This is a genomic window from Tumebacillus permanentifrigoris (assembly GCF_003148565.1).
GTDB classification, from domain to species: domain Bacteria; phylum Bacillota; class Bacilli; order Tumebacillales; family Tumebacillaceae; genus Tumebacillus; species Tumebacillus permanentifrigoris.
This window is the reverse complement of sequence record NZ_QGGL01000001.1, coordinates 79373-106148: the sequence shown is the minus strand read 5'-3', so window position 1 is coordinate 106148 and position 26776 is coordinate 79373. Positions and strand designations below refer to the sequence as shown.

Annotated in this window: 15 protein-coding genes; all 15 read left to right on the top strand. The window is 56.0% G+C overall.

Annotated features, from left to right (window positions below):
• Positions 1 to 70 precede the first annotated feature (70 nt).
• The 15 genes from C7459_RS00470 (at position 71) to C7459_RS00405 (ending at position 26732) form a co-directional block, all read left to right on the top strand.
• The gene (locus C7459_RS00470) at positions 71 to 775 is read left to right on the top strand and encodes an S-layer homology domain-containing protein (RefSeq protein ID WP_109685155.1); all 705 of its coding nucleotides are present in this window, start codon (positions 71 to 73) and stop codon (positions 773 to 775) included.
• Positions 775 to 2115 carry an O-antigen ligase family protein gene (locus C7459_RS00465; protein ID WP_109685153.1) on the top strand — a complete coding sequence of 447 codons (1341 nt, stop codon included), beginning with the start codon at positions 775 to 777 and terminating at the stop codon, positions 2113 to 2115. The genes C7459_RS00470 and C7459_RS00465 overlap by 1 nt, the downstream gene beginning before the upstream one ends.
• Before the next feature lie 18 nt (positions 2116 to 2133).
• Positions 2134 to 3258 (top strand): glycosyltransferase, encoded by a 1125-nt coding sequence (locus C7459_RS00460; protein WP_170119184.1) that lies wholly within the window; start codon positions 2134 to 2136, stop codon positions 3256 to 3258.
• 544 nt (positions 3259 to 3802) lie between these two features.
• On the top strand, positions 3803 to 6727 hold the full coding sequence (locus C7459_RS00455; protein ID WP_109685149.1) for an S-layer homology domain-containing protein: 2925 nt from the start codon (positions 3803 to 3805) through the stop codon (positions 6725 to 6727).
• A 113-nt stretch (positions 6728 to 6840) separates the two neighbouring features.
• Complete coding sequence (locus tag C7459_RS00450; RefSeq protein WP_170119183.1) at positions 6841 to 7350, top strand: SLAP domain-containing protein; 510 nt, start codon at positions 6841 to 6843, stop codon at positions 7348 to 7350.
• A gap of 124 nt (positions 7351 to 7474) precedes the next feature.
• A complete protein-coding gene (locus tag C7459_RS00445; protein ID WP_109685144.1) occupies positions 7475 to 9169 on the top strand; it encodes a phospho-sugar mutase in 1695 nt (564 codons plus the stop codon).
• 292 nt (positions 9170 to 9461) lie between these two features.
• Positions 9462 to 13247 carry an S-layer homology domain-containing protein gene (locus C7459_RS00440; RefSeq protein ID WP_109685142.1) on the top strand — a complete coding sequence of 1262 codons (3786 nt, stop codon included), beginning with the start codon at positions 9462 to 9464 and terminating at the stop codon, positions 13245 to 13247.
• A gap of 72 nt (positions 13248 to 13319) precedes the next feature.
• On the top strand, positions 13320 to 14795 hold the full coding sequence (locus tag C7459_RS00435; RefSeq protein ID WP_109685140.1) for a S41 family peptidase: 1476 nt from the start codon (positions 13320 to 13322) through the stop codon (positions 14793 to 14795).
• Between the two features lie 88 nt (positions 14796 to 14883).
• Positions 14884 to 19212: an S-layer homology domain-containing protein gene (locus C7459_RS00430; RefSeq protein WP_170119182.1), complete on the top strand. Its 4329-nt coding sequence runs from the start codon at positions 14884 to 14886 to the stop codon at positions 19210 to 19212.
• 135 nt (positions 19213 to 19347) lie between these two features.
• Positions 19348 to 20988, top strand: a complete 1641-nt coding sequence (locus C7459_RS00425; protein ID WP_109685136.1) for a CPBP family intramembrane glutamic endopeptidase — start codon at positions 19348 to 19350, stop codon at positions 20986 to 20988.
• Positions 20989 to 21121: 133 nt separating this feature from the next.
• Entirely contained in the window at positions 21122 to 22408 is a 1287-nt protein-coding gene (locus C7459_RS00420) for a helix-turn-helix domain-containing protein (protein ID WP_109685135.1), read from the top strand.
• Positions 22405 to 22551, top strand: coding sequence for a hypothetical protein (locus tag C7459_RS23050; protein WP_170119181.1), 147 nt, complete (start codon positions 22405 to 22407; stop codon positions 22549 to 22551). The genes C7459_RS00420 and C7459_RS23050 overlap by 4 nt, the downstream gene beginning before the upstream one ends.
• Positions 22552 to 22686: 135 nt before the next feature.
• Positions 22687 to 23778, top strand: coding sequence for an SGNH/GDSL hydrolase family protein (locus C7459_RS00415; protein ID WP_109685133.1), 1092 nt, complete (start codon positions 22687 to 22689; stop codon positions 23776 to 23778).
• Positions 23775 to 24920: an MBOAT family O-acyltransferase gene (locus C7459_RS00410; protein ID WP_109685131.1), complete on the top strand. Its 1146-nt coding sequence runs from the start codon at positions 23775 to 23777 to the stop codon at positions 24918 to 24920. The genes C7459_RS00415 and C7459_RS00410 overlap by 4 nt, the downstream gene beginning before the upstream one ends.
• A gap of 216 nt (positions 24921 to 25136) precedes the next feature.
• Positions 25137 to 26732 carry a copper amine oxidase N-terminal domain-containing protein gene (locus tag C7459_RS00405; RefSeq protein WP_170119180.1) on the top strand — a complete coding sequence of 532 codons (1596 nt, stop codon included), beginning with the start codon at positions 25137 to 25139 and terminating at the stop codon, positions 26730 to 26732.
• The last annotated feature ends 44 nt before the right edge of the window (positions 26733 to 26776 follow it).

Genomic DNA, 26776 nt, shown 5'->3' with positions numbered 1-26776 from the left:
ACGTTCCCCTCTACGAGTCTTACAATAAGTAGGTATTTTGCTACAGGAGCTAATAAGATGGAGGAATCTCATGCGGAATAAAAAATTCATCTGGTTCACTTCGGTGATCGTGGTCCTGTACTTTGCCACGATTAGCGTGTTCTACCAGCTACCGTTCGCAACTGGACTGACGATCTTCCAAGACGTCTCTCGCTCACACTGGGCGGCTTACGACATTGAGTACATGTATAACCAAGGCCTGATGAAGGGCCGTGATGAGACGCTCTTCAACTTCTACCCACAAGCGCAGATGACCCGCTCTGAATTGGTCGCGCTGATGTTGCGCGTCGACGGCGTCGATCTCGCCACGCTCGATCCCGCGGCGACCAGCAAGTTCACGGACATCCCGTCCATCCACTGGGTCAATCCGGTGCTCGCCGATGCTCAGACGCTGAACATGATTCCGTTCAAGGACGTCGCCAACGGCCAGTTCCAACCGGACCAGCCGATCACACGCGGCGAGCTGGCACAAGCGGTCGTGCAATCGCTGCACTTGGAGATGACCACCTCGATGGAAGGTGTCATCCCTGTCACCGACATCGCCGGCAATCCCTACGAGCCTGCGATTCAGACGATGATCGCCAACAAGTACGCCAAAGGCTACGAGGATGGCACGTTTAGGCCGGATGTGATTGCCGACCGTGCAACGGTGGCAAGCCTTTTTGCCAAGGCACTGCGTGAAACGCGTCCGGAGACCAAGACAGACTCCACCGCGAAGAAAGGGGGCGGCAAATAATGCAAGGCAGTTTGCAGAACAACCGCACCCGCGACTGGACTTACTTCCTGTTGCTCACCCTCTCGTTTTTCTCGATGGTGAATTATGTGTTGCGCGATACGATCGGACACATCCCCTACGTCGGTGGCTTGATTGCCGCGTGGAAGGAAGTCCTGATCCTCCTGCTGTACATCGCCTATTACCAAAAGTCCAAAGCGCAAGGGCACTTCAATTGGAAGTCCACCCGCCTGCACAAGCTGATCCTGTTCGTCGCCATCGCGGCGGTGCTCTCGGCGATCTACAATTGGGTGGCCGATCCGATGACGCTGCGCATCCAGCCGAAGCCGTACACGTGGGTTCCGGTGCATCTGGATCTGTCGACGTTCGTCGATGGGATGCGCACGCTGCTCGAAGCGTCGCTGTACTTTTTTGTCCTGAACGCGCTGCTTGATGACGAAGATGTGATTCAAGATATGATCAACGCGATGATTGTCGCGGCGGTTGTGGTCGCTGCGTTTGGGATTGGACAAAAAATGGCAGGCGTCGAATCCCCGAAGGATTGGGTATACTCCGAGCATGAATCGAACATCAAACTGCGCGTGTTCTCCACGATCGGCAACCCGAATGCGCTCGGTGGGTATATGGTCTTGATCACCCCGATCGCCATCTCGCTGGCGATCTATGCCAAGGACTGGTTGAAGCGGTCGCTCTACGGCATCGCCGCACTGCTCATGTTGTACACGATGGTCATGACCTACTCGCGGGGTGCCTGGATCGGTTTCATCGCGGGCATGGCGCTGTACACGCTGATCACCCGCAACAAATGGCTGGCGGGGCTCGGGATCGCCGGGCTGATCGCAGCTCCGATCGTCGCACCGGATATCGTGTCCCGTCTGACGCTCGCCTTCACGCCAGAGTACCTCAACAAATCCTCGAACAAAGGTCGCGTTGAATTCTGGACCCGGGCGTACAAGATCTGGCGAGAAAGCCCGATCTTCGGGACCGGGATCGGGACGGTGGGGGACTCGGTCGCGACCCGTCACAACATGCCTGGGGCGACGTGGATTGACAACCAATATGTCAAACTGCTCGCGGAAACGGGCTTGATCGGGATCATCGCCTATGTCTCGATGGTGTTTGCCCCGATCATCGCAGGGGCGAAGTCGGTATTCGGTTCCAAACAAAAAGGCACGTACCTGTATGCGCTGAATGCAGGGATCACGGCGGCCCTGTTCGGTTTGATCGTCGAGAACGTCACAGCAGCAATTATTGAAGACTTGAACGTAACCACGCACTTCTGGGTGTTGATCGCGATCCTCTATGTGGGGATTCGCATGGCACGCGAGAAGGCAAACGCATAAAGGCAGGCGGTCTATATGGTGGAAGCACCGATTCGCGTCCTCTACTTAATCGGCGGCGGCGAGTTCGGCGGAGCGGAACAACATCTGCTCGGGCTCGTCAGCCACTTAGACACACATGAATTTCATCCGCAGGTCGCGGTCTTCTATGAAGAGGAATTCTCGACGCGCGTTCGAGAACTCGGCATCCCGACCACCGTCTTGCAGAGCGATTCGAAGTCGCTGGGCGGCCTGCATCCCTTGCGCGATCTGATTCGAGATTGGCGGCCGCATGTGATCCACACGCATGGTGTGCGCGCCAATCTGATCGGGCGCTTGGCGAACCGTGCGGAAGGCTATCCGGCGAAGTCGGTGACCACGGTACATAGCATCATGTCGCTGGACTATCCGGTCGCTTGGAAGCGCATGGTGTTCGGCGCGGCTGAGCAAAAGACCTGGCCATACGTCGATCACTTCATCCTCGTCTCGGAAGCGATGAAGCGCGACCTGATCCAGATCGGCATGCCCAAAAACAAGCTCAGCGTGATCCACAATGCGCTGGAATTGCCGGAAAAGCCACAGGAGCATGTGCCGGTGACGAACTTGCGCGAGCTGATCGGCGTCGGTGACGATGTGACGATCGTCGGCACGGTTGCGCGCCTGCACCCGGTCAAGGGCCATACCTACTTGCTCAAAGCGATTCAAAAGATCGTGCAGGAGCGTCAGGATGTCGTGTTCCCGTGGATTGGGGATGGCGATTTGCATGAGGAGTTGGAGCGTGAGGCGAAGGTATTGGGCGTCGACAAGTACATCAAGCTGCTGGGGTTCCGCAAGGATGTGCCCGATCTGTTGCCGCAACTGGATGTGTTCGTCCTCCCTTCGCTCTCCGAAGGGCTCAGCGTGGCGATCCTCGAAGCGCTGGCCGTCGGAGTCCCGATGATCGCCACCGCTGTCGGAGGAACGCCTGAGGTGATCACCGATGGTGAGGACGGACTGTTGGTCCCGCCAGCCGATCCTCACGCACTAGGAGAAGCGGTCTGTCTCCTCGTCAAGAACACGGAGCTCCGTCGACGACTCGCCAAGGCGGGTCAGGAGATGGTTTTCCGGCGATTTGCACTCTCGCGGTTGGTGCGGGAGACGACAGAAGTCTACAAAAACCAGTTGTAGTTTTTCGACAATAGGAATAGTGCAACCCCTGCTCACATAGGTTGAGTAGGGGTTTTTTAACGCCCTTGGCAAATAATAGTTGTCAAAAACGTGAGTCCTCGCTACAATCTATTCTTGATGGCCCTTTACGTTGGGGCGGACTCCTATAGCAAAAGTGCGAGGTGTTTTGTCGAAAACTGTGACTGTTCTGAACTGGACACATTTACAGATTCTAGTGGGTTACTTTTTGTCTCCCAGCTAGTGACAAACTTTTCGTAGTTTGCTATAGTACAGACATAGGCTCGAGCCCTTGAGAAACTCAACCGCCGTAGAGCTGTCATGAGAGCTCTGCCGGGGAGTGGTCTTGGCGCCACCAAGACCACAAACTGCTAGCCAGCCTGTCGTCTCGAGCCGATTCGACAGGAGCATATATCCTCACTCAAGGGTCTATACAATTATTTCTTTTCTAAGAGGGGTCCGACGATGTACGCCGAATCGTCTGAACTGTTGCAGAGATTCGACACGACAAACGATCAGACCTCGCAATCCGAAGGAGGAAGACTCTGTGACTAAAAGCAAGAAGTTCACCGCAGCTGTAGCTGCATCCGCAGTTGCATCCGCAATGGTAGCACCGGCAGCATTCGCTGGTACCACCTTCTCCGACATCGATGGTTCTTTCGCAAAAGACGCAATCGTAAAACTCGCTGACGCTGGTATCATCAACGGCGTAGGCAACGGCCAGTTCAACCCGACCGGCCTGATCGAGCGCCAAGACTTCGCGATCATCCTCGCAAAAGCTCTGAAACTCGACACCACTTCCGCACCGGCTTCCGCTACCTTCTCTGACATCCCGAAAGATCACTACGCTTTCGCAGCAGTTGAAGCAGCAGTAAAAGCTGGCCTGATCAAAGGCAACGGCGACGGTTCCTTCGGCGCTGGCGCTAACCTCTCCCGCCAAGACATGGCTGTATTCTTCGGCCGCGCTCTGAACGTTGTAGCAGGCTCCGATGTTGTTGCAGGCAAAGCTTCCAAGCTCTCCTTCTCCGACAACGCTTCGATCGCTGACTACGCAAAAGACGCTGTAGGCGCTGCATTCGAACTTGGCTACATCTCCGGCGACAACGGCGCGTTCAACCCGAACGGCAACGCGACCCGCGAGCAAGTTGCTTCCCTGGCTACCCGCTGGATGGCTGCTGCTGCAACCGTTGGTAACGCTTCTGTAACCGGTGCTACCGTCGTTGACAACAACACGCTGACCCTGTCCTTCTCCAAAGAAGTTGCAGAAGTCAAAGCTGCTGACGTGAAAGTTGCTGTAAAAGCAACCAACGCTGTAGTCAACGTACAATCCGTAACCCTGGCAGCTGACAAGAAGTCCGCAACCGTTAAGGTTGACAACCTGGCTTCCGGCACCACTTTCTCCGTATCCTTCGGTGGCAAAACTGTTGATGTAACCACGGCAACCCCGTCTAGCCTCGCAGTCAGCTCCGTTTCCGTACTGAACGGCAAGCAAATCGCTGTTAAGTTCTCCAAAGAAGTGGAAGCAGTAACCGCGACCACCGCTGCAAACTACACGCTGGTTGATTCTGCTGGCGGTGCAGTACCATTTGCTGCTCCGGTTCTTCAAGATGACGGCGTAACCGTTATCCTGAACCTGACCAACGCGACCCTCAAAACCATGTCGACTCCTGTTGCAGTAACCGTCAAAGGTGTTCTGGACGCGGCTGATGCTACCGTTAAGGCTCCGCTGTACTCCACCACCGTTACCATCTCTGACACCACTGCTGCTACCGTAGTATCGGTTTCCTCGAAAACCAACTCGGTTGCTGCTGACAAATTGACCGTTACCTTCTCGGAACCGGTTAACACCCCGATCTTCAAGATCGACGGCGTTGTCAAAGCTGGCGTTGCTAACGCTGACTTCACCGCTTACACCATCTCCAACCTGAGCCTTGACGCTGCAGCTAGCCACACTCTGCAAGTCTTGAACCTCAGCGACTTCTCTACCAACAACACTCCGCTGGTTACCCAGACCTTCAACGTAACCAAGGACGTTGCTGCTCCGACCGCTTCCGTAGCGGCGAAGAACGACCACCAGTTCCTGGTCACCTTCTCCAAAGCAGTTGACGCGACCACCGTTGCAGGCACCATGAATATCGTTGTAAAAGACGAACTGCTCGGCGCGGTTAACTCCACCGTCACCGCTGACAGCTCCGACACCACCGGTACCAAGTTCATCGTGAGCATCACCGATGCTGGTCTGTACACCAACAAAGATTCCCGTACCTTCACGCTCCTGTTGAACAACAACATCGCTGACACCCTTGGCAACAAGCTGACCGCGATGACCACGCAAGTGGCACTCAACAAAGACGTAACGGCTCCGACCATCACCGGCGCAACCTTCAAAACCAATGCTACTACTGGTGGCGTACTTGCAATCGTTCTGTCCCTGAGCGAAGGCGCTGCTGCTAATCCGGCACTGTCCACCGCTGGTATCAAAGTCATCGACCAAAACGGCGTTGACAAAACGGCTGGCTTCTTCGCACCGACCTCTCCGGTAACTGCTGGTTCTACCAAAGTTACCTTGAACCTGGCTGCTGAGAAAACCGATCTGTACAACAACTACTCCTTCTTCATCCCGGCTGGTCTGATCGCTGATAACTCCCAAGCGCTCAACAAAACCGCTGCTTACACGGCAAACGTGAACTTCGGCACCACCCCGACTTCTACCTTCACGGTTGCTCAATCTGGCTACACGCCGGTTTCGACCAACAAGTTCGTCTTCGACTTCAAACGTGCAGTTAAAGGTGGCGCAGTTGCTGGTTCCGCTACCGACCTGAACAACTACACCATCAACGGTTCGGCTCTCCCGGCTGGTACTTCTATCACCCTGGATATCGCTATGAACGTTGCTACCATCACCCTGCCGGCTAACTCCATTGCGAAGACTGACTCGAACGCGATCTTCACGATCTCGAACGTTCAAGATTCGAGCGGCAATGTAGTATCTCCGTTCAGCGGCTTCGTAGCAGTTGCTGACAACGTGTCTCCGGTTATGTCCGCAGCAGCGCTCAACGCTGACGGCACCGTATCCCTGACCTTCTCCGAAGCTCTGAACGCGAATAACGCTTCCGACTTCGTAGTATCCGTCAACGGCTCCAACCTGTCTGCTGGTTACACCGTACAAAAAATCGTTGCTGGCGCAGATGCTGGTAAGTTCCTCGTAACTGTCCAAGTAGCTCACTCCACTGGTGTTGATGCAACTGCTGGCACCGCGGATGACTTCGCATTCATCGATGCGAACGGCGACGCTACCTTCAACGCTGGCGACATCAAAGTCGCTGTCGGCGCAACCACTGGCGCACTCATGAACGCTGACCTGACCTCCGCACTGATCTCCTCCGTGAAGGTCTCCACCGTTGCAGCTCCGGCTGCTACCGATGCCAGCGGCAACGCACTCACCGGCGGCACCACTGTTACTGCGAAGTAATAGTAGCCACTTTTGAGAAGGAAAAGGGCCCGAGAAATCGGGCTCTTTTTCTTTTCCCCTGATCTGCGTTATACTTCTGGGTAGAAGCTCAGATGAGATGGAGGATGGCCCGGATGGCTGCACAGAACCAGAACTTTTTTACCCGTTTGTTTGCTCGTAAGCAACAGGACGAGGTTGTCGTCCAACCAGAACTTGATGAATCCAAGATCGCGACGAACGCGCAGACGTTGCCGCATACCCTGTTGGCCCTGACACCGGAGCAAGAGGCAGCGTTCCCGGAAGAGGTCAAGGTGGATCTGCAAAAGCGGGTCGCCAAATTACCGCCGATCAACGTCGGGGAATTCAACTTCGTGCCCTTCGAAGCGGGTCAACTGCAAGGTGGGTACTACGTGAAGGTCTTCATCCGCAATGGACGAGACGTTTCCGAAGAGATCGGCTTGGAACAGGTGCCGCTGCATCTGGTTGACGCGAGTGGTGAGAAGGTAGCGTCCGGGCTGTTTCGCGTCCAGAACTTCGGAACGTTGAAGTTCGGGGAAGCTCGATTCTGGTCGTTTGCCTGGCGGGCAGACCAGATCAAGAAGCCCGATGCAGACTTCTCCCGGTTCACCGTAGAATTTGAATAAGTAGCGTAGAAGACTCCCGGTCGCCAGGCTGGGAGTCTTTTTTCTGGGCACAGAGGAATAAAGTAGAAGCATGACGTAATAGACCTACATACGAGGCTGACAAACGGAATGGGGAGTGCTTGTCTTGAAAGACTACACGGAGTCTTACCAACGCTGGCTACAAAATGATTCACTTCAACCGGAACTTCAGCAAGAACTGCGCGGACTGACCGAGGAAAAAGCGATCGAGGACCGCTTCTATCGCCATCTGGAATTTGGCACCGGGGGGTTGCGCGGTGTGATCGGCGCGGGGACGAACCGCATGAACAAGTACACCGTCCGCCGCGTCACCGAAGGTCTCGCTCGCTACTTGACCACACATGTCGAGGGCGCACGGGACAAGGGTGTGGTGATCGCCTATGATTCCCGCCACATGTCGCCGGAATTTGCCGCCGAAGCGGCAGGCGTGCTCGCACAGCATGGGGTGCGCGCGTATCTCTTCCAAGAACTGCGCCCGACGCCGGAGCTGTCATTTGCCGTCCGTCATCTCGGCGCGGCGGGTGGCATCGTCGTGACGGCGAGCCACAACCCGCCGGAGTACAACGGGTACAAAGTCTATGGCGAGGACGGCGGGCAACTGCCGCCGCATGCGGCCGACCTGATCCTCGCGGAGATTGTAAATGTGGCGGACGAGCTGGTGCTGACCGCGCTAACCTTGCAAGAAGGCATTGATCGCGAGCTGATCACGATGCTTGGCGAGGAGATCGACGCGCTGTACAACGAGCGCCTCGTCGCGCTGTCGTTGCAACCGGATGTGATCAAGGCGGTTGCCGATGATGTGCGCATCGTGTTCACACCGCTGCATGGCACAGGCAACAAGCCGGTGCGCCGCGCCTTGGCAACGCTTGGGTTCCGCCATGTGCATGTCGTGCCGGAGCAGGAGTTGCCAGATCCGAACTTCTCGACCGTCAAGTCACCGAACCCCGAGGAACGTCAAGCGTTCACGCTGGCGCTTCAACTGGCGGAGCAAGTCGATGCGGATGTCGTGTTCGGCACAGACCCGGATGCGGATCGCGTCGGGGTCGTCGCCCGCGATGCCAACGGCGAGTTTTTCGTGCTCAACGGCAACCAGACGGGTGCGTTGCTGCTGCATTACATTCTCGAACAGCGCAAAGCCAATGGCACGCTCCCGGCTAACGGCGTGATGTTGAAGACGATCGTCACCTCGAACCTCGGGGGTGTGATCGCGGAGGCCAATGGGATCGCCACCGTCGATGTGCTGACCGGGTTCAAGTTTATCGGGGAGAAAATCAAGGAGTACGAAACGACCGGGGAGCACACGTTCCTATTCGGCTACGAAGAGAGCTATGGCTACTTGATCGGCGACTTCGTGCGCGACAAGGACGCTGTGCAAGCGGCGATGATGGCTGCGGAGATGGCCGCTTTTTACAAAGCTCAAGGCAAGACGCTCTCGCAAGTTCTGGAGGAGATCTACGCAAGGTATGGAACCTACCTCGAAGACCTGCTGTCCTTCACATTCAAGGGCAAGGAAGGCCAAGAAAAAATTGCCCAGATGATGGAAGACCTGCGCCGCACGCCGTTGACAGCGATCGGAGATCTAGCTGTGGAAGCGGCGAAGGACTATGCGCAAGGCATTGAGGGCTTGCCCAAAGCCAACGTCCTCAAGTACGTGCTGGCCGACGGCTCTTGGGTGGCGATCCGCCCATCGGGCACCGAACCGAAGATCAAGTTTTACTTCAGTGCGGTCGACACAGATCGTACAGCCGCACAAGCCAAGCTCGACGCGCTCAAATCGTTCGTCATGCAGTTGGTCAGCTAGTTGCTGTTGCTGCGTTTTCTAGGTAAAAAGCCCCTTGGCCGCCTGCGCCCAGGGGCTTATTTTTCATCTAGGCGGGGGAAAAGGCAGGAATTTGCAGGAAAGTTGCGAATAGGTTAGCCGTATTGCCAGACAAAGGAAGACAGATTTGGCTATTCCTCGACAGGACAAGGCATGGTCGAACACACAAACACAACATTTGGCAGTGTTCCAATTTACATTCTGCGGCAGGACTTATGTCCAAACTTGTCGAAATCAGTACCCACAGAAAATACGAACAGAGGAGGATACAAGGGTGGCTCGCAAACAAAGTCGTTTGCTGAGCTTGCTTGTAGCGCTGGTGATGTTGCTCACCTTGATTCCGGTGTTCCCGGCGCAGGCGGCAAGTTCGCAATATTTCACGTTCCCTTCCTTTGGGAAAACCCCACTGGAAGCGCAGAACAACCCGGTCAACGTCGATGTGATCGATCAGTTTAACGGGGTCTTCTCGCAAACGGTCCCTCAGACCTTGTCGTACAAAGTCCAACAACAAGTCTTGGATGCTGGCGGTAACTGGTCGGACAAAGGGGTTCCGAAGATCGTGGCGAACACAACCCCGATCATCTCCGGTCCCTCCAACCAAGAGTTTGCCATCCAGAAAGTCCAGCTGTTTATCGGGATGAACAAAATCACCGTCTCCACGCCGAGCGGTGTTGAAGGCGTCTGTTACGTGTTCTACGACAACGCTCCGGTCATCTTTGACATCTCCTTGAACAACGGGGACAAGCTGAACGGAAGCTCGATCCCGTATGTGGATGTCGCGGACCAATTCTTTATCATCAAAACTGCCAATGCAGACTCGGTCGTCGTCGGTTCGACCATTGCGACCAAGTACGGTTCCGGTGCATTCTCCGTTTCAAACTACCATCTCGATCCGGGTCTGAACACGCTGACCTTCGTGGCGAAGTCTGACACGCGGCAGTACACCCTGACCCGTCAGATCATTTATGTGAACGGCCCAGGCGCGCTCTACGGCGTGTACATGCAATCGGACATCAACAACTCGGCGAATGACGCTGTGCAGATCGATGGCGTCAAAGTGCTGTCCTCGCAAAACGCCTTGCCACAGGGTCTCAAAGGGACGATTTCGGTGCCTTCCAATGCGGTGATTGACCCGCAATTGGCCTTCACCAACGTCAAGCTCACCCGCGATGGCAACTCGGTGTTCAGCCATCCGATCACAGACCCAGAATTGGCCGGGAAGATCACGTTGCTCCCGCCAAAAGACGATAAAAAAGGTCACATGACCTATGATTTCTTCATCGACCTCTCTGCGATTGCGGCAGGTGGTAGCTGGCCGATCAAGTCGAACGGGACCTACACGTTCTACTTGGATGGGAAGTACTACGATGGATCGAACCAACTCAAGACGCTGCAAGGCACGGTTGCCTTTGTGTTCAAAGACAGCTCAAAAGCGTCGATCGCTGACGTCCAACAGTTGTTCGGCGTCGATGAAAGCAACGACACCGGCGGTGTCGCAGGGAAGTTCTCGAGATCGATTTCCAACCTGCCGATCTATGCCTTGATCACCGCGCAAAACAACGCGGGCGATTTCACGCCGCAAATTTCCGTTACGCAAAATGGGACGCCGGTGAACCTCGTCCAGGGGACCGATTACATTCTCCTGAACAAAGACATCACGCCGAACAAAGGTTCCGCGAAGATCAAGATCCTCAAACTTCCGTTCGTTAACGATATGACGCTCAATTTCTCCATCGTGGACAGCGGCAATACCGACAATTTCCAACCGCTTGCGTTGAAATACACGCCGATCCCGTCGATCGTTCTCTACAACATCTACGACGGCGACAACTATGCGTTGACCGACCTGCCCGACTTCTCGGGTAAGCTGTTCAACTTCGTCAGCGACACGGAGAAGCAGAACATCAAAGTCACTGTCAATGGCGCAGTCAAGCATGCGATCATCGACTTGACCACCAACCGCTTCACCGTCAAAAATTTGGACCCGGCTGCACCGAACCAGTTGCAGGGCATCTTGAATGAAGGCGCCAACGAAGTCATCGTCGAAGGCACTTCCCAAGGCATCCCGGTCATCACCCGCCTGACGGTGTACTACTTCACGACCGATGCACCGATCCTGGCCGATCCGATCCCGGTACCGGTGCCGACGGCAGCCGTGCCGACGCGCAACTTGGACGACCCGACCCACAAGTTTGTACGGGATGCTTCCTCCGCTACGACGTACAACACCACGGAGAAGACCGCAGATATTCTGTTCAACGTCACCCAAGCAGACAAGGCGGTCATCATGAAGGACGGCGTCCAGTTCTTCACGATCGACTTCAATCCTGATGGTACGACTTCGACGGCCCTGCCGATCACGGTCAACGGCATCAAGATCGACAGTGAGCCGGCGCTCCCGCTCGGATGGTTCCGCATCTACGGACTTCCGCTCACGATCGGCACCAACTCCTATGTGATCAAAGGTCTCAAAGGCCCGATCACCACGTTCAAACCGCTTTCGATCGTCCGCAGCAACCCGCCGTACCAAGTGCTGTCGCCGCTGCTCCCGCAAGAGCGCGTCGTCAACCAGAACTTCGTGCCGGTCGTGATCAAGGCGGACGGTGCTGACAAAGTTCTGATCGGCAAAACCGAGATGAACAAAGTCACCGAGAACGGCGAAATCTACTACACCTCCGAAGTTTCCAACTTGAAACCGGGGATCAATACGATCAAGTACACCGTCGTCCGTGGCACCCAATCCTCGAACGATCAGTTCGATGTCAACTATGCCAACACCGACACGATCGGTGCGCAGTACCGCGCGTCGCTGAGTTCCAGCACGGGCATGAAGGTCTTCAACAACAAAGTCAGCCTGTCGTTCCCGAAAGGCACGATGCTGACCCCGTACAACGACACCTCGACCAAGATCGAACTGTTTGACAAGCAACAATTCCTGTTCGGCATCGCGGACCCGCTCGACGGTCGCACGCAAAAGACCTACAACCACAATGGTGATGTGGTGCAGATCAATTCGGACGAAAGCAACTTCATGCGCACCATGCTGAACGTGCCGGTACACTTCGGGTATGCAAGTCAACTGTACTGGCTCGATGCGGGCTACTACGACACGACGCAACCGGGCTATGTGCAACTGAACGGGATGCAACCGTACTACGGTGTGGAGAAGAACTACAACGATCCGGCGAAACCGTACACCAAGTTCAACGTGTGGGGCCGGACGATGGGCACGTCTTGGTTGAAACCGACCAACCGTGGCACGATCACCTTGAAGTACGATGATGCAGTCCGCGACTTCGCATCCAACCGTCTCTCGATCATGCGCTTCACGATGGACAACGGTCAGATGAACTGGGTGAACATCGGCGGGAAAGTCGATTCCAAGTCGCACACGATCTCCGCATCGATCGACTCGTTCGGGTACTATGCGGTCTTCCTGAACACCTATGGCTTCGATGATACCGAATCCCATGACTTCGCTCGCGATGATATGGAGTTGATGTTCGCTCGCGGCATCATGAACTCCAAGGACGGCAGTGAGTTTGGCGCGTATGAACCGACCACCCGTGGTGAGTTTGCACAGATGATGGTCAAAGCGCTGGACCTCCCGCTGAACTACGATCCGAATAACTACCTGTTCCTCGATGTGCCGCACTCCTCGAATGTCAGTCCGTACTGGGATTGGAGATACATCGAGACAGCAGGTCAAAAAGGCATCGTGCGCGGTGTCGGGACTCGTCAGTTCGCACCAGATGACAAAGTCAGCCGTGAACAAGCGGCGACGATGATCGCTCTGGCGATGAACCTCAAGCTCGGCAAGGACTATGAACTGTCCAAAAAGAACCTCGACAAGATCTACGTCGACTCCGGGCAGATCTCGTACTACGCACGCACCGCGATTGAAGCGGTCTATCAGCAGAAGCTGATGATTGGCCGCACGATCGCGAACTCCGATCCGAAGGGCAAACCGTTGCTCGTCTTCGAACCGCAGGCGAACATCACCCGTGCGGAATCGGCTAAAGTCGTCGCGAACATGATGCGCAAATTTAACAAGCTGTAAGTCTTGCTAACAAGACAGCAGGAAAACCCCCTTGCCACACCGAATCTGGTGCGGGAAAGGGGGTTTTTTTTCATGCGCTGGAAAAACAAGTTTGTCACGACCGCCCTCGCCGGCGCGCTGTTGCTGGCTCCGGCAAACGCGGCGTGGGGTTCCGTTGACCAAAAGAACCTCGATACCTTGACCGAAGTCTACAAGTTGCTTCTCGACAGCCATTTCTCGCACCCGGATCAGGAAAAATTGTTGCGGGCTGCGATCAACGGTATGCTTACCGAATTGAATGACCCGTTTACCAATTACTTCACCCCAGAGGAGTATGCGAGCTTCGTAAGTGCCATCCAGCAGTCCTATGCAGGCGTTGGGGTCTCGCTGGCTCCTCGTGAGGATGGCAAGGCGTTGCAGGTGAAGGAGGTATTCCCTGGAACTCCGGCGGAGATTGCGGGGCTGCGCGTAGGCGATGAGATCGTTCAAGTCGACACCACCGCAGCCACACCCGACAACCTGACACATCTCGCCGATCTGCTTCGTGGAGAGGCGGACACCAGCGTCTCCGTACAAGTCGTGCGTGGTGCAGATGCGCCAAGGACGTTTACGATGACCCGCAAAGCGATTGAACTGCCGATGGTGCTGTCGAAGGACCTTGGCGATGGAATTGGCTACATCCGCATCTATTCGTTTGGTGACCGCACGTCGCAGGAGTTCGCCAAAGCGTTGTACGAACTCAAGCAAAAAGGAGCCAAGCAGCTCGTGATCGACCTTCGCGGCAACGGCGGCGGGCTCGTCAAAAGTGCGCTGGAGATCGCCGACAGCTTCCTGTCAGAGGGCACGATCTTGAATATGCACTATGAAGGTCAGGATGTGGCGTTCACGGCGGATGCGGACGGCGACACGACGATGCCGCTGGCTGTGCTGATCGACCGCAATTCAGCGAGCGCGTCGGAGATGCTGGCAGGTGCGTTGCAGAAAAACGGCCGCGCCAAGCTGGTCGGGGAAACTTCGTTTGGCAAAGGCACAATGCAGGCACCGACTGAACTCCCGAACGGTGGGTACATCAAAGTCTCCATCGACCGTTGGACGCTTGCAGACGGCACATCGCCCGACCATGTCGGCCTCGCACCCGACGTGCGTCTGACGCGACCGGAGGGTTTTTTGAACGCAGCGTTACAAGCGCTGGTCCCAACTCGCCAAGAGACGTTGGTGTTGAGCCGCACATCGCATACCGGGCGGTTGAACGATCTGGAGTTGACGGCGACGCCTGCTCTGGTGGAGTTGGCAGGTCGCGTCTACCTGCCGCTGCGGTACAGCGTGGAGATGCTGGGGGCGCCGGTGCAGTATGTCCCCGCTGAGCAGATTGTGAAATTCACCCTGCAGACGCACCAAGTCGAGATCAATCTCGCGACTGGCGCGCTGGTGGTGGACGGCAAACGCAGTGCGCTCGCCAACCCGGTGCGCATGATCGACGGATCGAGCTACCTCGCCGTGGATGCGTTGACAGAAATCGGCCTAGCGATTGATATCCAGGTAAATGAAATTAAAATCCATACGCGCTAATGCGTATGGATTTTTACTAAAGATGTTGAATTTTCTGTATGATCCACTGTACTCTAGGAGTATCAAGAATAGCGAGGGGAATCGTCGAGTGAAAACGATAAGCAAATGGCTGGCGACGACGTTGGTGCTGTCGACCGCGTTGGCACCGACAGCCGTATTGGCGGAAACGCCCACGACCAGCACGTCAAGCACAACGACGGTACAACTGGGATCGGTGGAAGGCATACTCGATCTCCAAAAAGCAGACGACTGGGCACAGGATGCGATCGTGCAAGCCAAGCAACTCGGCTTGATGAATGGCGATCCATCCGGGCGCTTCCGTCCGACCGATACGATTACCCGCGCAGAGTTCGCGGTGATGCTGACCCGGCTCTTGCACCTCGACGTGCCGACGGTGCAAGCGTCGTCTTTTGCAGATGTGCCGGCCAGCCACTGGGGCTTGTCGCACATGGAGGCTGTCAAGACGGCGGGCGTGATGCTCGGTGATGGCGATGGCACATTCCGCCCTGAGGACGCGATCACGCGGGAGGAACTGGCGGTGCTGTTGGTCAAAGCGGGTCAAAGCGATGCGCAGGATGGCGAGCCGGCGGTGGCAGACCATGCCGATGTGAGCGGGTGGGCGAAAGGGTATGTTCAAAAAGCGCTGACGATGGGCCTGATGAGCGGCGACGGAACGAACTTCGCGCCGAAGCAGGCCACGGTCCGTCAGGAAGTGGCGATGGTCGCCGTGAACTTCGTCGCCAAAGTCCCGAGCACCGTCGACATCGTCGCGGACGACCAAGTGACGGTCAAAGGCATTCCGTACCAAGTGGTCGACCCGCTGAAACCGCTGTTCAACCGGCACAACTCGCAAGCGCTGAAAAACGCCAAGATGCGGTTTGAAGTCAAGGACAAGGTGATCACCAAAGTCACCTACTTGGAACTGGTCAACGGCGGGCAGGCAGCGGCGGCGGGCGAGCAGGAGTTCAGCGGCAATGCCGTGCTGGACGCAGGCAACGCGACGATCAGCGGGCATCTGGTGGTGAGTGCAGACTACGTGTCTGTGCAAAACCTCAAGGTCAGCGGGAATTTGGAAGTGGCACAGCGTGTGCAGCACGATTTTTATAGCAACCAGCTTCGCGTGGAGGGCAAGACGATCATCAACGGTGGCGACGCCAACACCGTTGTTTTTGACCGTGCGACGTTGCACACGGTGGAGATCAACAAGCTAGGCGTACACGTGCAGACGGCCATTGGCACGGTGGTCGACGAACTGGTCGTGCAAAGCGATGCGCGGATCGAAGTGCTCGGCGTGACGATTCCGAAAGTGACCGTTACAGCCGGGGTCAAGCAACTGCAACTCGACGGGAACGGCACGATCACCAGCTTGCGTGTGGCGGATAAAAACGCCAAAGTCACGCTCCAGACCGGCACCCGCGTGCAGAGCCTCGACCTGCCGACTGGTGTTCAAGCCGCCGATGTGATCACCAACTATGAGCAAGTGAAGGGGCAGATCGGGGGTTCGAATGGCGGATCTACCGGTGGTGCGAACACGGGCGACGGATACGTTGTCCGCACCTCTGCACCGAGCGTGCAGAGCATCTCCGTTCAGGAAACCGCAGGACAAGCGGACACCGTCGTCGTCAAAAACGTACCCGCGAACACCAAGGTTCGCGTCTACGATTCGATTGTCGCAGGTCACCTGATCAGCGAGGGAGTTTCCAACGCGACGGCGACCTCCGATGTGGTCCTGCACTTGCCGACTCCCTTGACAGCGGAGCAAGCGTATCTGTACATCTCCTTGCAAACCGGTGTGCGCGAGGAAAGCTATCGCACCGAGAAGCACTTCCAAGCGGGGTGGATCGCGGACGTCGCGCTCTCGATCGCGCACCGCCCCGGCGCACATGCTTTCGAAGCAGCGCTCAAGCTCCAAGCAGGTCGTACACTAGGTGATCTGAGCGCGGTTGAGGTAGCATTCTCCTACAGCGATGAGTATGAGCAAACGGTATTGGCAACCCTGCAATCGCTGCCGGCGTTCGCGACGGGACAGGAGCAGGAGAGTTCGTTGCACATCGTCGCAACCCGCGAACAAAAAGCGAACGACCCCGATCTTCATTGGAAGCGCAGCGACTGGAACGGCAACCACTTCAACGTGCCGAATGCGCTCACCGTCCAAGTGACCGACGGGGAAGGCAATCTGCATCGAACCACCCAGTCCTTCGGTGATCTCTCCGCTCCAGCGTTGGCAGCGATCAATGAGGCCAAGACGGCAGAGGCGCTACAAGCCGTCCTAGAGGACGATCTGTATGCGACGGCGCTTGGGGTCGACACGACCTCGACATCGACCTATGCGCGCCTGACAGAGGCGGCCAAACAGCAACTCCTCGCAGATCTGGTCGGCACCTATGCACAAACTTCTGAATTGCGCGCCCTGTTTGAAGACAAAATCAACGCGGCCTCCCGCATGACGGTAGATGAACTGAAGGCGGCGACCCAAGCGCTGCTCGATGCACTGCCGGAGTCGGATGCGATCACGCTCGACAACTACAGCGCCGTCCTCCAACAGGTGGAACTCGCGGAGGGCATGGTCGCTAATTGCCTCGCCCAAGGCATCCCCGAAGACGAGCTGGTCGGACTGGACAAGCTGCGCCAAGACCGCAGTGCGGTGGATTGGTTTGCCGCTTCCGCTGACCAAATGAAGTTCCTGGCGCTCGCGGATGCGGCGTTGGCGCAACTGCCGGAAGTCGATCTCATCACCAAATCCAGCCTGACCTCGCTCCAGCCGCAGATTGAAGCGGCGACCACAGCGGTCAAAGCAGCGCGGGCGAACGGCACCCTGACGCACGAATTCACCGGTCTCGAAAAATTGGTGCGCGTCGTGCGGTTGAAAGTGGACATGCTGTTTGCGACCGATGCCAATGGAGAGATTGACAAAACCCGACTCGCGGACGATTTCACGGAGGAGAAGTTGTTTGAGGTGGCCGACCTGTTCAACGGATTGGTCGACCCGAGTTTGACGACCTTGGCGGGCAAGGACCCCGTGCAAGCTCGTCATGACTACGTGGAGGCGATGCAGCGCATCAAATCGCTGGGGCTGGGTGCAGACATCTATGCGATCGGCGACGATATGAACTTGGCGTACATTCTGTACCTCGTGCAAAACTTCGAGGGCTCTGCGAACGGGTTGCCGGCGACGGCCGACGTCACGCTCGCAGACCGCGGGACGGTTGCCTTCCTGCTCGATCAGGAGAACAGCATCCTCCTCATGACCGCCATGTCGGGGATCTTCCTGCCGAACCAAGAACAGTTCGAAGCTGCAGGTGCCAAGCTACACGAAGCGGCAGCGGTGCTCGCACCGGCTGTCATCGAAAGCCTGTTCACCGACAACACGCACAGCGAGTTGGCAGACGCGGTCGACCAAGGGTCGTTCGCAGATGCCTACCGCTTCATGAAGTACGCTGACCCCGAGGACCAAGAGGCGCTGAATGCGCTGTACGATCAAGCCCAACAGATGTTTGCCGACCTCGAATTGGTGGTGCCGGAGATCCTGCTGGCGTGGACGCCGAACTTCCCGAATCCGGATTCGTGGAACAAGGAACTCGTGGCGGGCGATACGCTGCTCGCCGCGGGCAACAAGCGCGGGAAGATCTACCTCGTCCCGAAATCCGAAAGTCCGTACTCGACGGAGGAGCTCGAAGCGCTGGTCACCGATCACAAGGCCGTTTCCGCGGCCATCACCGGTGCTGGGGAGGGTCTGGTCGGGGAACTGTTCACGACGGGGCTGCCCTCGACCCAGTATCGCTTGTTCATCGCCGACCAGTTCGGCCATGTGAAGTTTGACAGAACGGTCTACACGATCGTGGACAATGTCATCCCGTATGTGGTCTGGCCGTTGCGCGACCAGCACATCAAAGTCAATGCGCCGGTTCCGTTCGTCGATAACCGCTTTACCTTTGCAGATACGGCGGACGACACCCTGACCTACACCGTAGCGTCAAGCGATGAGTCGGTTGTCCAAGCGCTGATTGACGGTGAAAGCATCCAGATGTTGCCGATCTCCGCAGGTACGGCGACGATCACCGTCACGGCGACCGATTCGCGCGGGGCGACCTGTACGGACAGCTTCGAGGTCATCGTCGACGCGGCCGATCCGAACCATGAACCGGTCATCTCCGCCGCGATTCCTGACCAAGCGATGACCTTGGGGGATGCGGACTTGACGTTCGACATGACCAACGTCTTCACAGACGAGGATGGCGACGCGCTGGAAATCCTCGTGCCGACCTCTGATGATGAAAGTGTCGCAACGGTCACGTTCGACGGCATCACCATGACCTTGCATGCGGTCGGGACGGGGAGCACGACGATCCGCGTGCGTGTGACGGACGGCAAAGGGGGCGCACCTGTCGAGCTGACGTTCCTCGTGCAAATTTCCTAGTGCTTCCAAGTTAACACCGCTTATTTGGGAGCGAGAGAAACGAGTCAAAAGACTCGTTTCTCTTTTTTTATGGTTGAATGATTGGAAATTGTATGGTATACACTGGAATGAAGAGTAAAGGCGGGAGGAAAGTAGATGAAAAGAGGGAAAAGTAGTAGAGACAAGTATTTATGGGTTGCCGGAATACTTGGAATTCTCCTGTTCCTGCTGTTTACTTGGTTGGACCCTTCCGCAACGGAAACGCATGCGGTTGATCAGGATCAAGCGTTGGCAAAAGCGATTGCACACTGGCAGCAAGCGGGTCTGGAGACACAAGGTTTGAAATCGACCGTGTTGATGGATGGCGAGCAATTGGCGAACGGTTATCTCAGCAAAAACCACTTGCGCGACTTGTACGATACGCAACTCCTGCAACAGGCACCGCTGGTGTACTGGAAGGTGACGTTGTACCCGGCCTCGGGTGTAGGCAATGATCACTTCGAAGTGCGAATCGACCCGGACACGGGCGCGGTCGTCGCTTGGAGTCGATCGGTCAACACGTCGGAGCCCGATCCAATAGAGGGAGCAGCGGCGAAGGGGCTGGCACAGCAAGCCTTGCAAGCGCGCGGTTTCGCAGATGCGGTTGTGCAACCTGTCGCCGTGCCACCCGAAACACGCAAGCCTCGTGAAGTGCCTGTGCAAACCTTTGAGTATGTCGTCCCGGCGACGCAGTGGGCCGTCGGTGACTTGCAAGTGAAATACAACGTCTCCGTCACCGGGCAGCAAGTCAGCGAGGTGTCCTATGCCTACCTCGTTCCGGCGGAGTTTCTGACGTGGCACGAGCGACAGGAGCGGATCGGGATGATCCTGACGGGCTTGAGTCTGTTGTTCAGCTTCGGGCTGACCGTGTTGGCCTTTGTCTATCTGTTCTTGATCTCGCAAAAAAAGCCGTGGTGGTCGGCGTTGGGTCTTGGGGTGTTGACGGTGGCGTTGTTTGCACTGGCCAACCTCAATGAACTGCCGACGATCCAGCAGCAGTTTTTGGGACAAGGGCTGGGTGGGGTCGGGCGTTCGTTTGGCACTGCGCTGGTGATTTTCGGCGTGGTCGTGCTCGGGCTGTTGGTCGGAGCGGCGACGTATGTGTTGATTTTGACGGGCGGGATGTTGACGAAGGAAGTCAATCCGGCGCTGTGGACACCGCGGCGGGCCAGAAATTGGAGTGCCCATGTGCGAGGCGCGATGTGGCGTGGGTATCTCCTGGCGTTCGCATGGCTTGGGTTGCAGGGAATTTTCTATCTCGTGGCGGAAAAGGGGTTTGGCGTGTGGTATGAGGAAGACTTCTCGATGTCGCCGTCGAACATGTGGTTTCCGTTGTTGTTCCCGCTGATGGCGTGGTTGGCTGGCATTCAAGAAGAGACGACATACCGGTTGTTCGGTGTGACGTTTTTCAAACGATATTGGAAGAACTCTCTGGTGGCCTGCTTGTTGCCCGCGATGATCTGGGCGTTGGGGCACAGCTTGTATTCGGTCTATCCCATCTATACGCGGTTCATCGAGTTGAGTATGTTTGGCGTGGTGATCGGGTATTGTTACTTGTGGTGGGGGATCGAGACGGTGATTTTCGCCCATGTGGTGTTTGACACGATCCAGATGGTGATCCCGTTTTTATTGGGCGGCGATGGAAAGGAAATCTCAGTCGGCGTGCTGTATTTGCTGTTGCCGATCGTGGTGGGCTATGCGTTACACCTTGTCAGAACTAGAAATGAGGTGGAGAGTGATTCAACGGCACTCTTGTAAAGTTAGTTTGTGTTTCGAAAATATGGATACAATGTGGATGTCTATCTTTCAAATCGCGTAAGTATCATATATCATAATCGTTAAGTAAGAGACACTCTTTTGTGAAAAGACCGATTCTTGGGGGGAAACGTTCATGGATAAATCGCTAGGACAAAAGATTCGCGAATGGCGTATGCGCAAAGGAATCACACAGACGGAGCTGGCGGAGGGCCTGGTAACCCCGAGTATGATCTCTCAGATCGAATCGGACAAAGCCAACCCCTCCTTCAAGCTGCTGGAAGGCATTTCCCGCAAACTCGACGTCCCGATCGACGAGTTCTTGATGGATATGCAAGAACAACTCGAAGAAGACACCCGTTATAAGCTCGCGAAGTCTTTGATGGGCACGAAGGATTATGCAAAGGCGATTTCTGTGCTGGAAGGATTGAGCAGTACAGATGACGCCCATGAGAACGAAATTAAATTTGATCTCGCCGACGCCTATGTCCATTCGAAGAATTTTGAAAAAGCAAATAAACTGCTAGAGGGCATGTTAGAAGTCGTTGCGCTCGAACGGGATCGTTCGAAAGCCGTTCAGCTCTACTGGAAGCTGGGCTGGGCAAAGATGAGAGCCAACGACTATATTATGGCAAAGCATTATTTTAACCAATCATTGAAGGAACTTTCCAAGGCTACTGATTATGCAGCCGAGCAAAAAGGGATTTTATTTGTTCATTATGCGCTGACCTTGTCGTATTTGGGGGAAGTGCAAGGCGCTCTGGGCTATTATAAAAACGCGATCGATACATTCCAAGGTACCTCCAGTTTGAATCTGCTGGGATTTGCCTACCAAGGTCTGGCCAATACCTACTATCGTCTGGGTGAATTTAAGTTGGCAGCCGAAACAACACGCACGGCGATCACCATGTTCCGCAGTGTCAATGATCGCTTGCAGGAGTTCCGTACCAAGCAAAACTACGCCATTATTCAATATGAATTGCAAAACTATAGTGAAGCTATCTCACTATTCCAAGAATGTATTGATGAATTCAAGGCCCTAAAAGAGAATGATCTCATCGCAAACGTATACGGCGAAATGGGGATTGTCCATTTCCGGATGAAAGAGTATCAGAATGCTGAGAAATGGTGCTTCCGCGCCTTGGAGCTCCTTCCGGCCGAACACAGCGAGCGCGCATTTGTCTATCGAACGATGGGTTTGATGTATAAGGAACTTCAAAACCAAGAGCGCTCATTAGAGTATATGTTAAGTTCAGCGGGACTTTTTGAAAAATTCGGCTTGCTTGGAGAGGTATCGAAGTGTTATGCTCAGATTGTAAGCATATACGACTCGCGTGGGGAGCTTGAAAAAGCGAGTGAGTATATGCAGAAAATGACATCTTCCATGCAGGAAGGACTCAGGGTGAGGGGGCTATATTTATGAAAAAGTTCGTTTTCACGGTAATTGTTGCTCTGGCGGTAATGTTCTCTTTTGTTTCGCACGAAGTGAACACTCAAGCATCCATTAATGATCCGACCTGTGCAACGGGTTTCCAAGCCTTCTCTATTAACGATCCTACTATTTAATCGCACTCGTACCTAATACTCAAACCAGGGTATTTTCTAAGACCGCTCCCATCTGGGGCGGTCCTTTTTTGCGTTTGGGGCGGGTAGGTAGTATGATTGGTAGGGTACTAGATTCGATTTTTGAGGTGGTTTGTTTTGAAAAAGCAGTTACTTGCCATGTCCCTCGGTCTGGGCTCGACGCTGGTCGCTCTCAACCTGTGGGCCGGGACGTTTGCTCCGGAGAGCATGTCGTCGGAGCGCCTCGTGTTGGACGATACGTTCTATGAACAGAACCTCCAACTCGACACGGCCTTCGCCAACATCGCCGCCCAAAAGTCTCCCAAAGTCATCACCCTCGGCGACTCCACCATGTATGGTTCGGTCGTCTATGAAAATGAAACCATTCCGTTCTTCCTGCGCCAAGCCTTGCGCAATCAGAATCCCAATACCTCTGTCACCAACCTCGCGTACCCTGGCGCTCGTCCAGCCGATCTCTACGCGATGCTCAAACGCGCCACCGATGCGCAGCCCGATCTCGTCCTCCTCGACGTGAACGTCGTGTTTTACTCAGAGCGCATCCTCTCCGAAGGGGCCCTCGCCAACAAAACACTCAAGCGCGATTTCCTGCTCGAACCGCAGGTTCCACAAGGCATCTTCACCGACAATCGCGTCGAGGAAACCATCAAGACCTTGCTCAAAAACACCAACCTCGGCCAATACCAGCCCGCGATCAACGAAAAACTGTTCGCTGCACAACCGCGTCACTACATCCGCGAGGCTGTCACCGCCCTCGCCCCACCCCAAGCGCCCGAAGCCGTCGCCGCCAGCGCCACACCGGCGGAAAGCATCATCGGCGTCCCGTGGACAAGCAAAAAGTGGGAGCAGCCTGAACAGACCAACATGGCCCGCATCTACGGCCAAGGCCCGCTCACCGAGCGCAATGACAGTGTCCAGATGCTCGAACGCACCTTGCAATACGCCCAGGAGCACAACATCAACATCCTTTTCTACCTCACCCCGCAAAACGAGCAACTGATCGGGACGTTTTTCGACGTCAACCAACTCCGCGCCAACGAGGACTACCTGAAAAACATCCTCGACCGCGCCGGGGCTTGGTACCTCGATTTGCGTGACGCCGTCCCGTCCGCCCAATTCGGCGATTATGACCACATGCTTCGCGACGCCCATCTCGACATTGCGAACCAACTCGCGCAGGAGATCGCCGCCAAGGGAGGACTTCCGCAATGATCTTCACCACCTACACGTTCCTCGTGTTTTTTGCGATCACCTTGAGCGTGTACGCGCTTGCGCCGGCGAAGTGGCGTCCCTATGTCATGATCCTCGCCGGATTTGTGTTTTACGCCTACGACAGCCTCGCGCACTTTCTGCTGCTCCTGGCGCTGACGCTGATCATCTACACCCTCTCGCGCTCGCGGAAAAAAAGCGTGTTTGCCGCGGGCATCGTGTTCTCCGTCGGACTCTTGTTCTACTATAAATACTGGAAGATGGCGGTCACTTCGCTCGACCAGTGGTTCGGTGCTGACCTGACCGCCGTCAAGCTGGCGGTGCCGCTGGCGATTTCCTTTTTTGTCTTTGAGTTCGTACACTACCTCGTTGACGTCTACAAAGGCAAGGCACAGCGCGTCACGCTCCGGGAGTTTTTCCTGTTTATTTTCTTTTTCCCGTCCTTAGTCGCGGGGCCGATCAAGCGCATCCAGTCGTTTGAGCGGGACAAGATCTCGTTTACCGCCGCTGATGTCCAACAAGGGCTGTTCCGCATGGGCATCGGCTTGTTTAAAAAAATCGCCTTCGCCGATTCGCTCAACCCGCTGTTCGTGACCGTGTTTGCCGACCCGGCGAGTGCGACGGTGCCGGCGCTCTGGGTGGCGATGTATGCCTACGCCTTCAAGATCTACCTCGACTTTTCCGCCTATTCGGACGTGGCGATCGGTGCGGCGCAGTGCTTTGGCTACCACTTGCCTGAGAACTTCAACTGGCCGTACATCTCGCGCAACCTCGGTGAGTTCTGGCGGCGCTGGCACATCTCGCTCTCGTCGTGGATTCGCGATTACCTGTACATCCCGCTCGGTGGCAATCGCAAGGGGTTCGCCAAGGGGCTGTGGTTCCTGTTCCTCGCGATGACGATCTCCGGCCTCTGGCACGGGGCGAACTGGACCTTCGTGGTCTGGGGGATGTGGCACGGGGCAGGTCAGGCGGTCAACAAGATCTGGAGCACGTACCGGCCAGAACAGGCGGTGTTGCCCCGCCCGATCGGGAATTTGCTGGCGTGGGCGCTGACGTTTCACTTTGTCTGTTTCGGGTGGGTGTTTTTTGCCAGCCCGAGCTTGCGAGCTTCGTTTGTCTTTTTACAACGCATGATGGGGGCGTGACCCGATGACCAAGGCTTTTTTCCAAGGCGTCCTGCTCGCCGTGCTGCTCGTCGCCGTCTATTTGATCGCGGAGGGGCCGAGCGAACGCTTCATTTATACCGATTTCTAAGCCCACGAGTTCGACAAAAAGCACCCGGCCAGGCGGCGGGTGCTTTTTTCCAGTTGCCAGTTCGCAAACTCTCGAAGTAGGATGGTAACATGAGAGGAGTGTGTGCAATGACTTCGTGGAAGCGATGGACGACGGCGGTCCTGCTCGGCCTCGGCATGGCGGCAAGTTTGTGCAACACGCCGGCCGTGGCGGCAACGCCAGAGCGTCCTGATGTAGTTGTGGACGGCGAATGGATTCGATTTGACGTGCAACCACAAGTGTTTCAGTATCGCACCCTCGTACCGATGCGGATGATTTTCGAAGCACTGGGCGCCGATGTGCATTGGGAAGATGACACCCAGACTGCGGTGGCAAGCAAAAACGGGGTCACGCTGCGCTTGCCGATCGGCAGCCAAATCGTCACGAAAAACGGCCAGCCCGTCACGCTCGATGTGCCGGCGCAACTGGTCAGCAACCGGACGATGGTGCCGGTGCGGTTTCTCGCTGAGTCGTTTGGCGATGAAGTGCTGTGGGACGAACAGCAGGGCCGCGTGACGATCAACAGCGTAGGCGCCCCGAAAGTGCGGGTCGTCGGGGACGATTATGCGAGCCTACAGGATGGCATGACGGCGAGCGTGCAAGGGCTGGTGCAGAACCAGAACCTCGCGGCGCTGGTCGAAGCCGAGATCGGCAAGACGTTTCAAAAGCCGGTCTGGATCTACCTCTCGAACTCGCAGACGGGGTACCAACAGGCGATCGCCAAGTATGGGGAAGATCCCGATGCCGCGTCGATCGCCGCCGTGGCAGAAGGCATCACCTATGAATCGCGGGTGATGATCCCGTTGAGCAAATTGGCGACCGACCATGAGCGCACGCAGACGATCGCACATGAACTGATGCACGTGCTGCTCAACCAAAACGGCGGGCGCGACCTGCCTTCGTGGGTGCATGAAGGGCTGGCGTGGCAGACCGGGCTGGATGCGGAATTCCAGAACCAACCGGCTGTGATGCGCAAACAGATGGATGGCATGTTGCGCGATTATGTGCTCGGCGTGGTTGCACAAGGCACGTACCACCCGCTGATCTCTTCCACAGACGGCACGGTCGATGCGCTCAGCGGCGGGGCTGGGTACAACGTCGAATTGCAGGATTACCTCGCCTATAAATACTTGGTGGCGACGTTTGGCAAGCAGAAGTTGCTGGACTACCTCACGAAATACGCAGCAGGCGCACGCCTCACCGCCTTCTCCTCGGCGATCGGGGTGCCGCTGGCGACATTTGAAACGAACTTCAAAGCGCACTTGCAGTCGGAGATTGCGCGCACATCCAAAGGGATGGAGATCACGCTCAATGTGCCCAGCACCTTCCAAGGCTCCGTACACCTGCTCACCCAAGGCACGGGCACCACAGCAACGCAGGCGTTAACGCTGGCACCGGGCCAGCAGAAAATTCGCGTGTACAAGGACGGGCATATCGAAGGTGTTCCGGCGCAGGTGTCGGGCAAGGCCGAGCGCGACAAGGGCACGGTCTACCTGTTCGTCGATCTCGACCATGCGACCAAGGAACAAGGCGTGCAGAGCGAGAGCGGCGGCTTGGGGTTCTATGATTCCTACGGCCAGTACTACTACGGCTACGCGTGGCTGAACACCGAACAGGACGCGGTGTATCCTGACACCAACAAATTGTTCGGTCTGGAGATTCTCGACGTCCAAGCCTTTTCGTAGGTAGGTCTTTGGGCGCTTGCTGGAAATTGATGAAGTTAGTACTA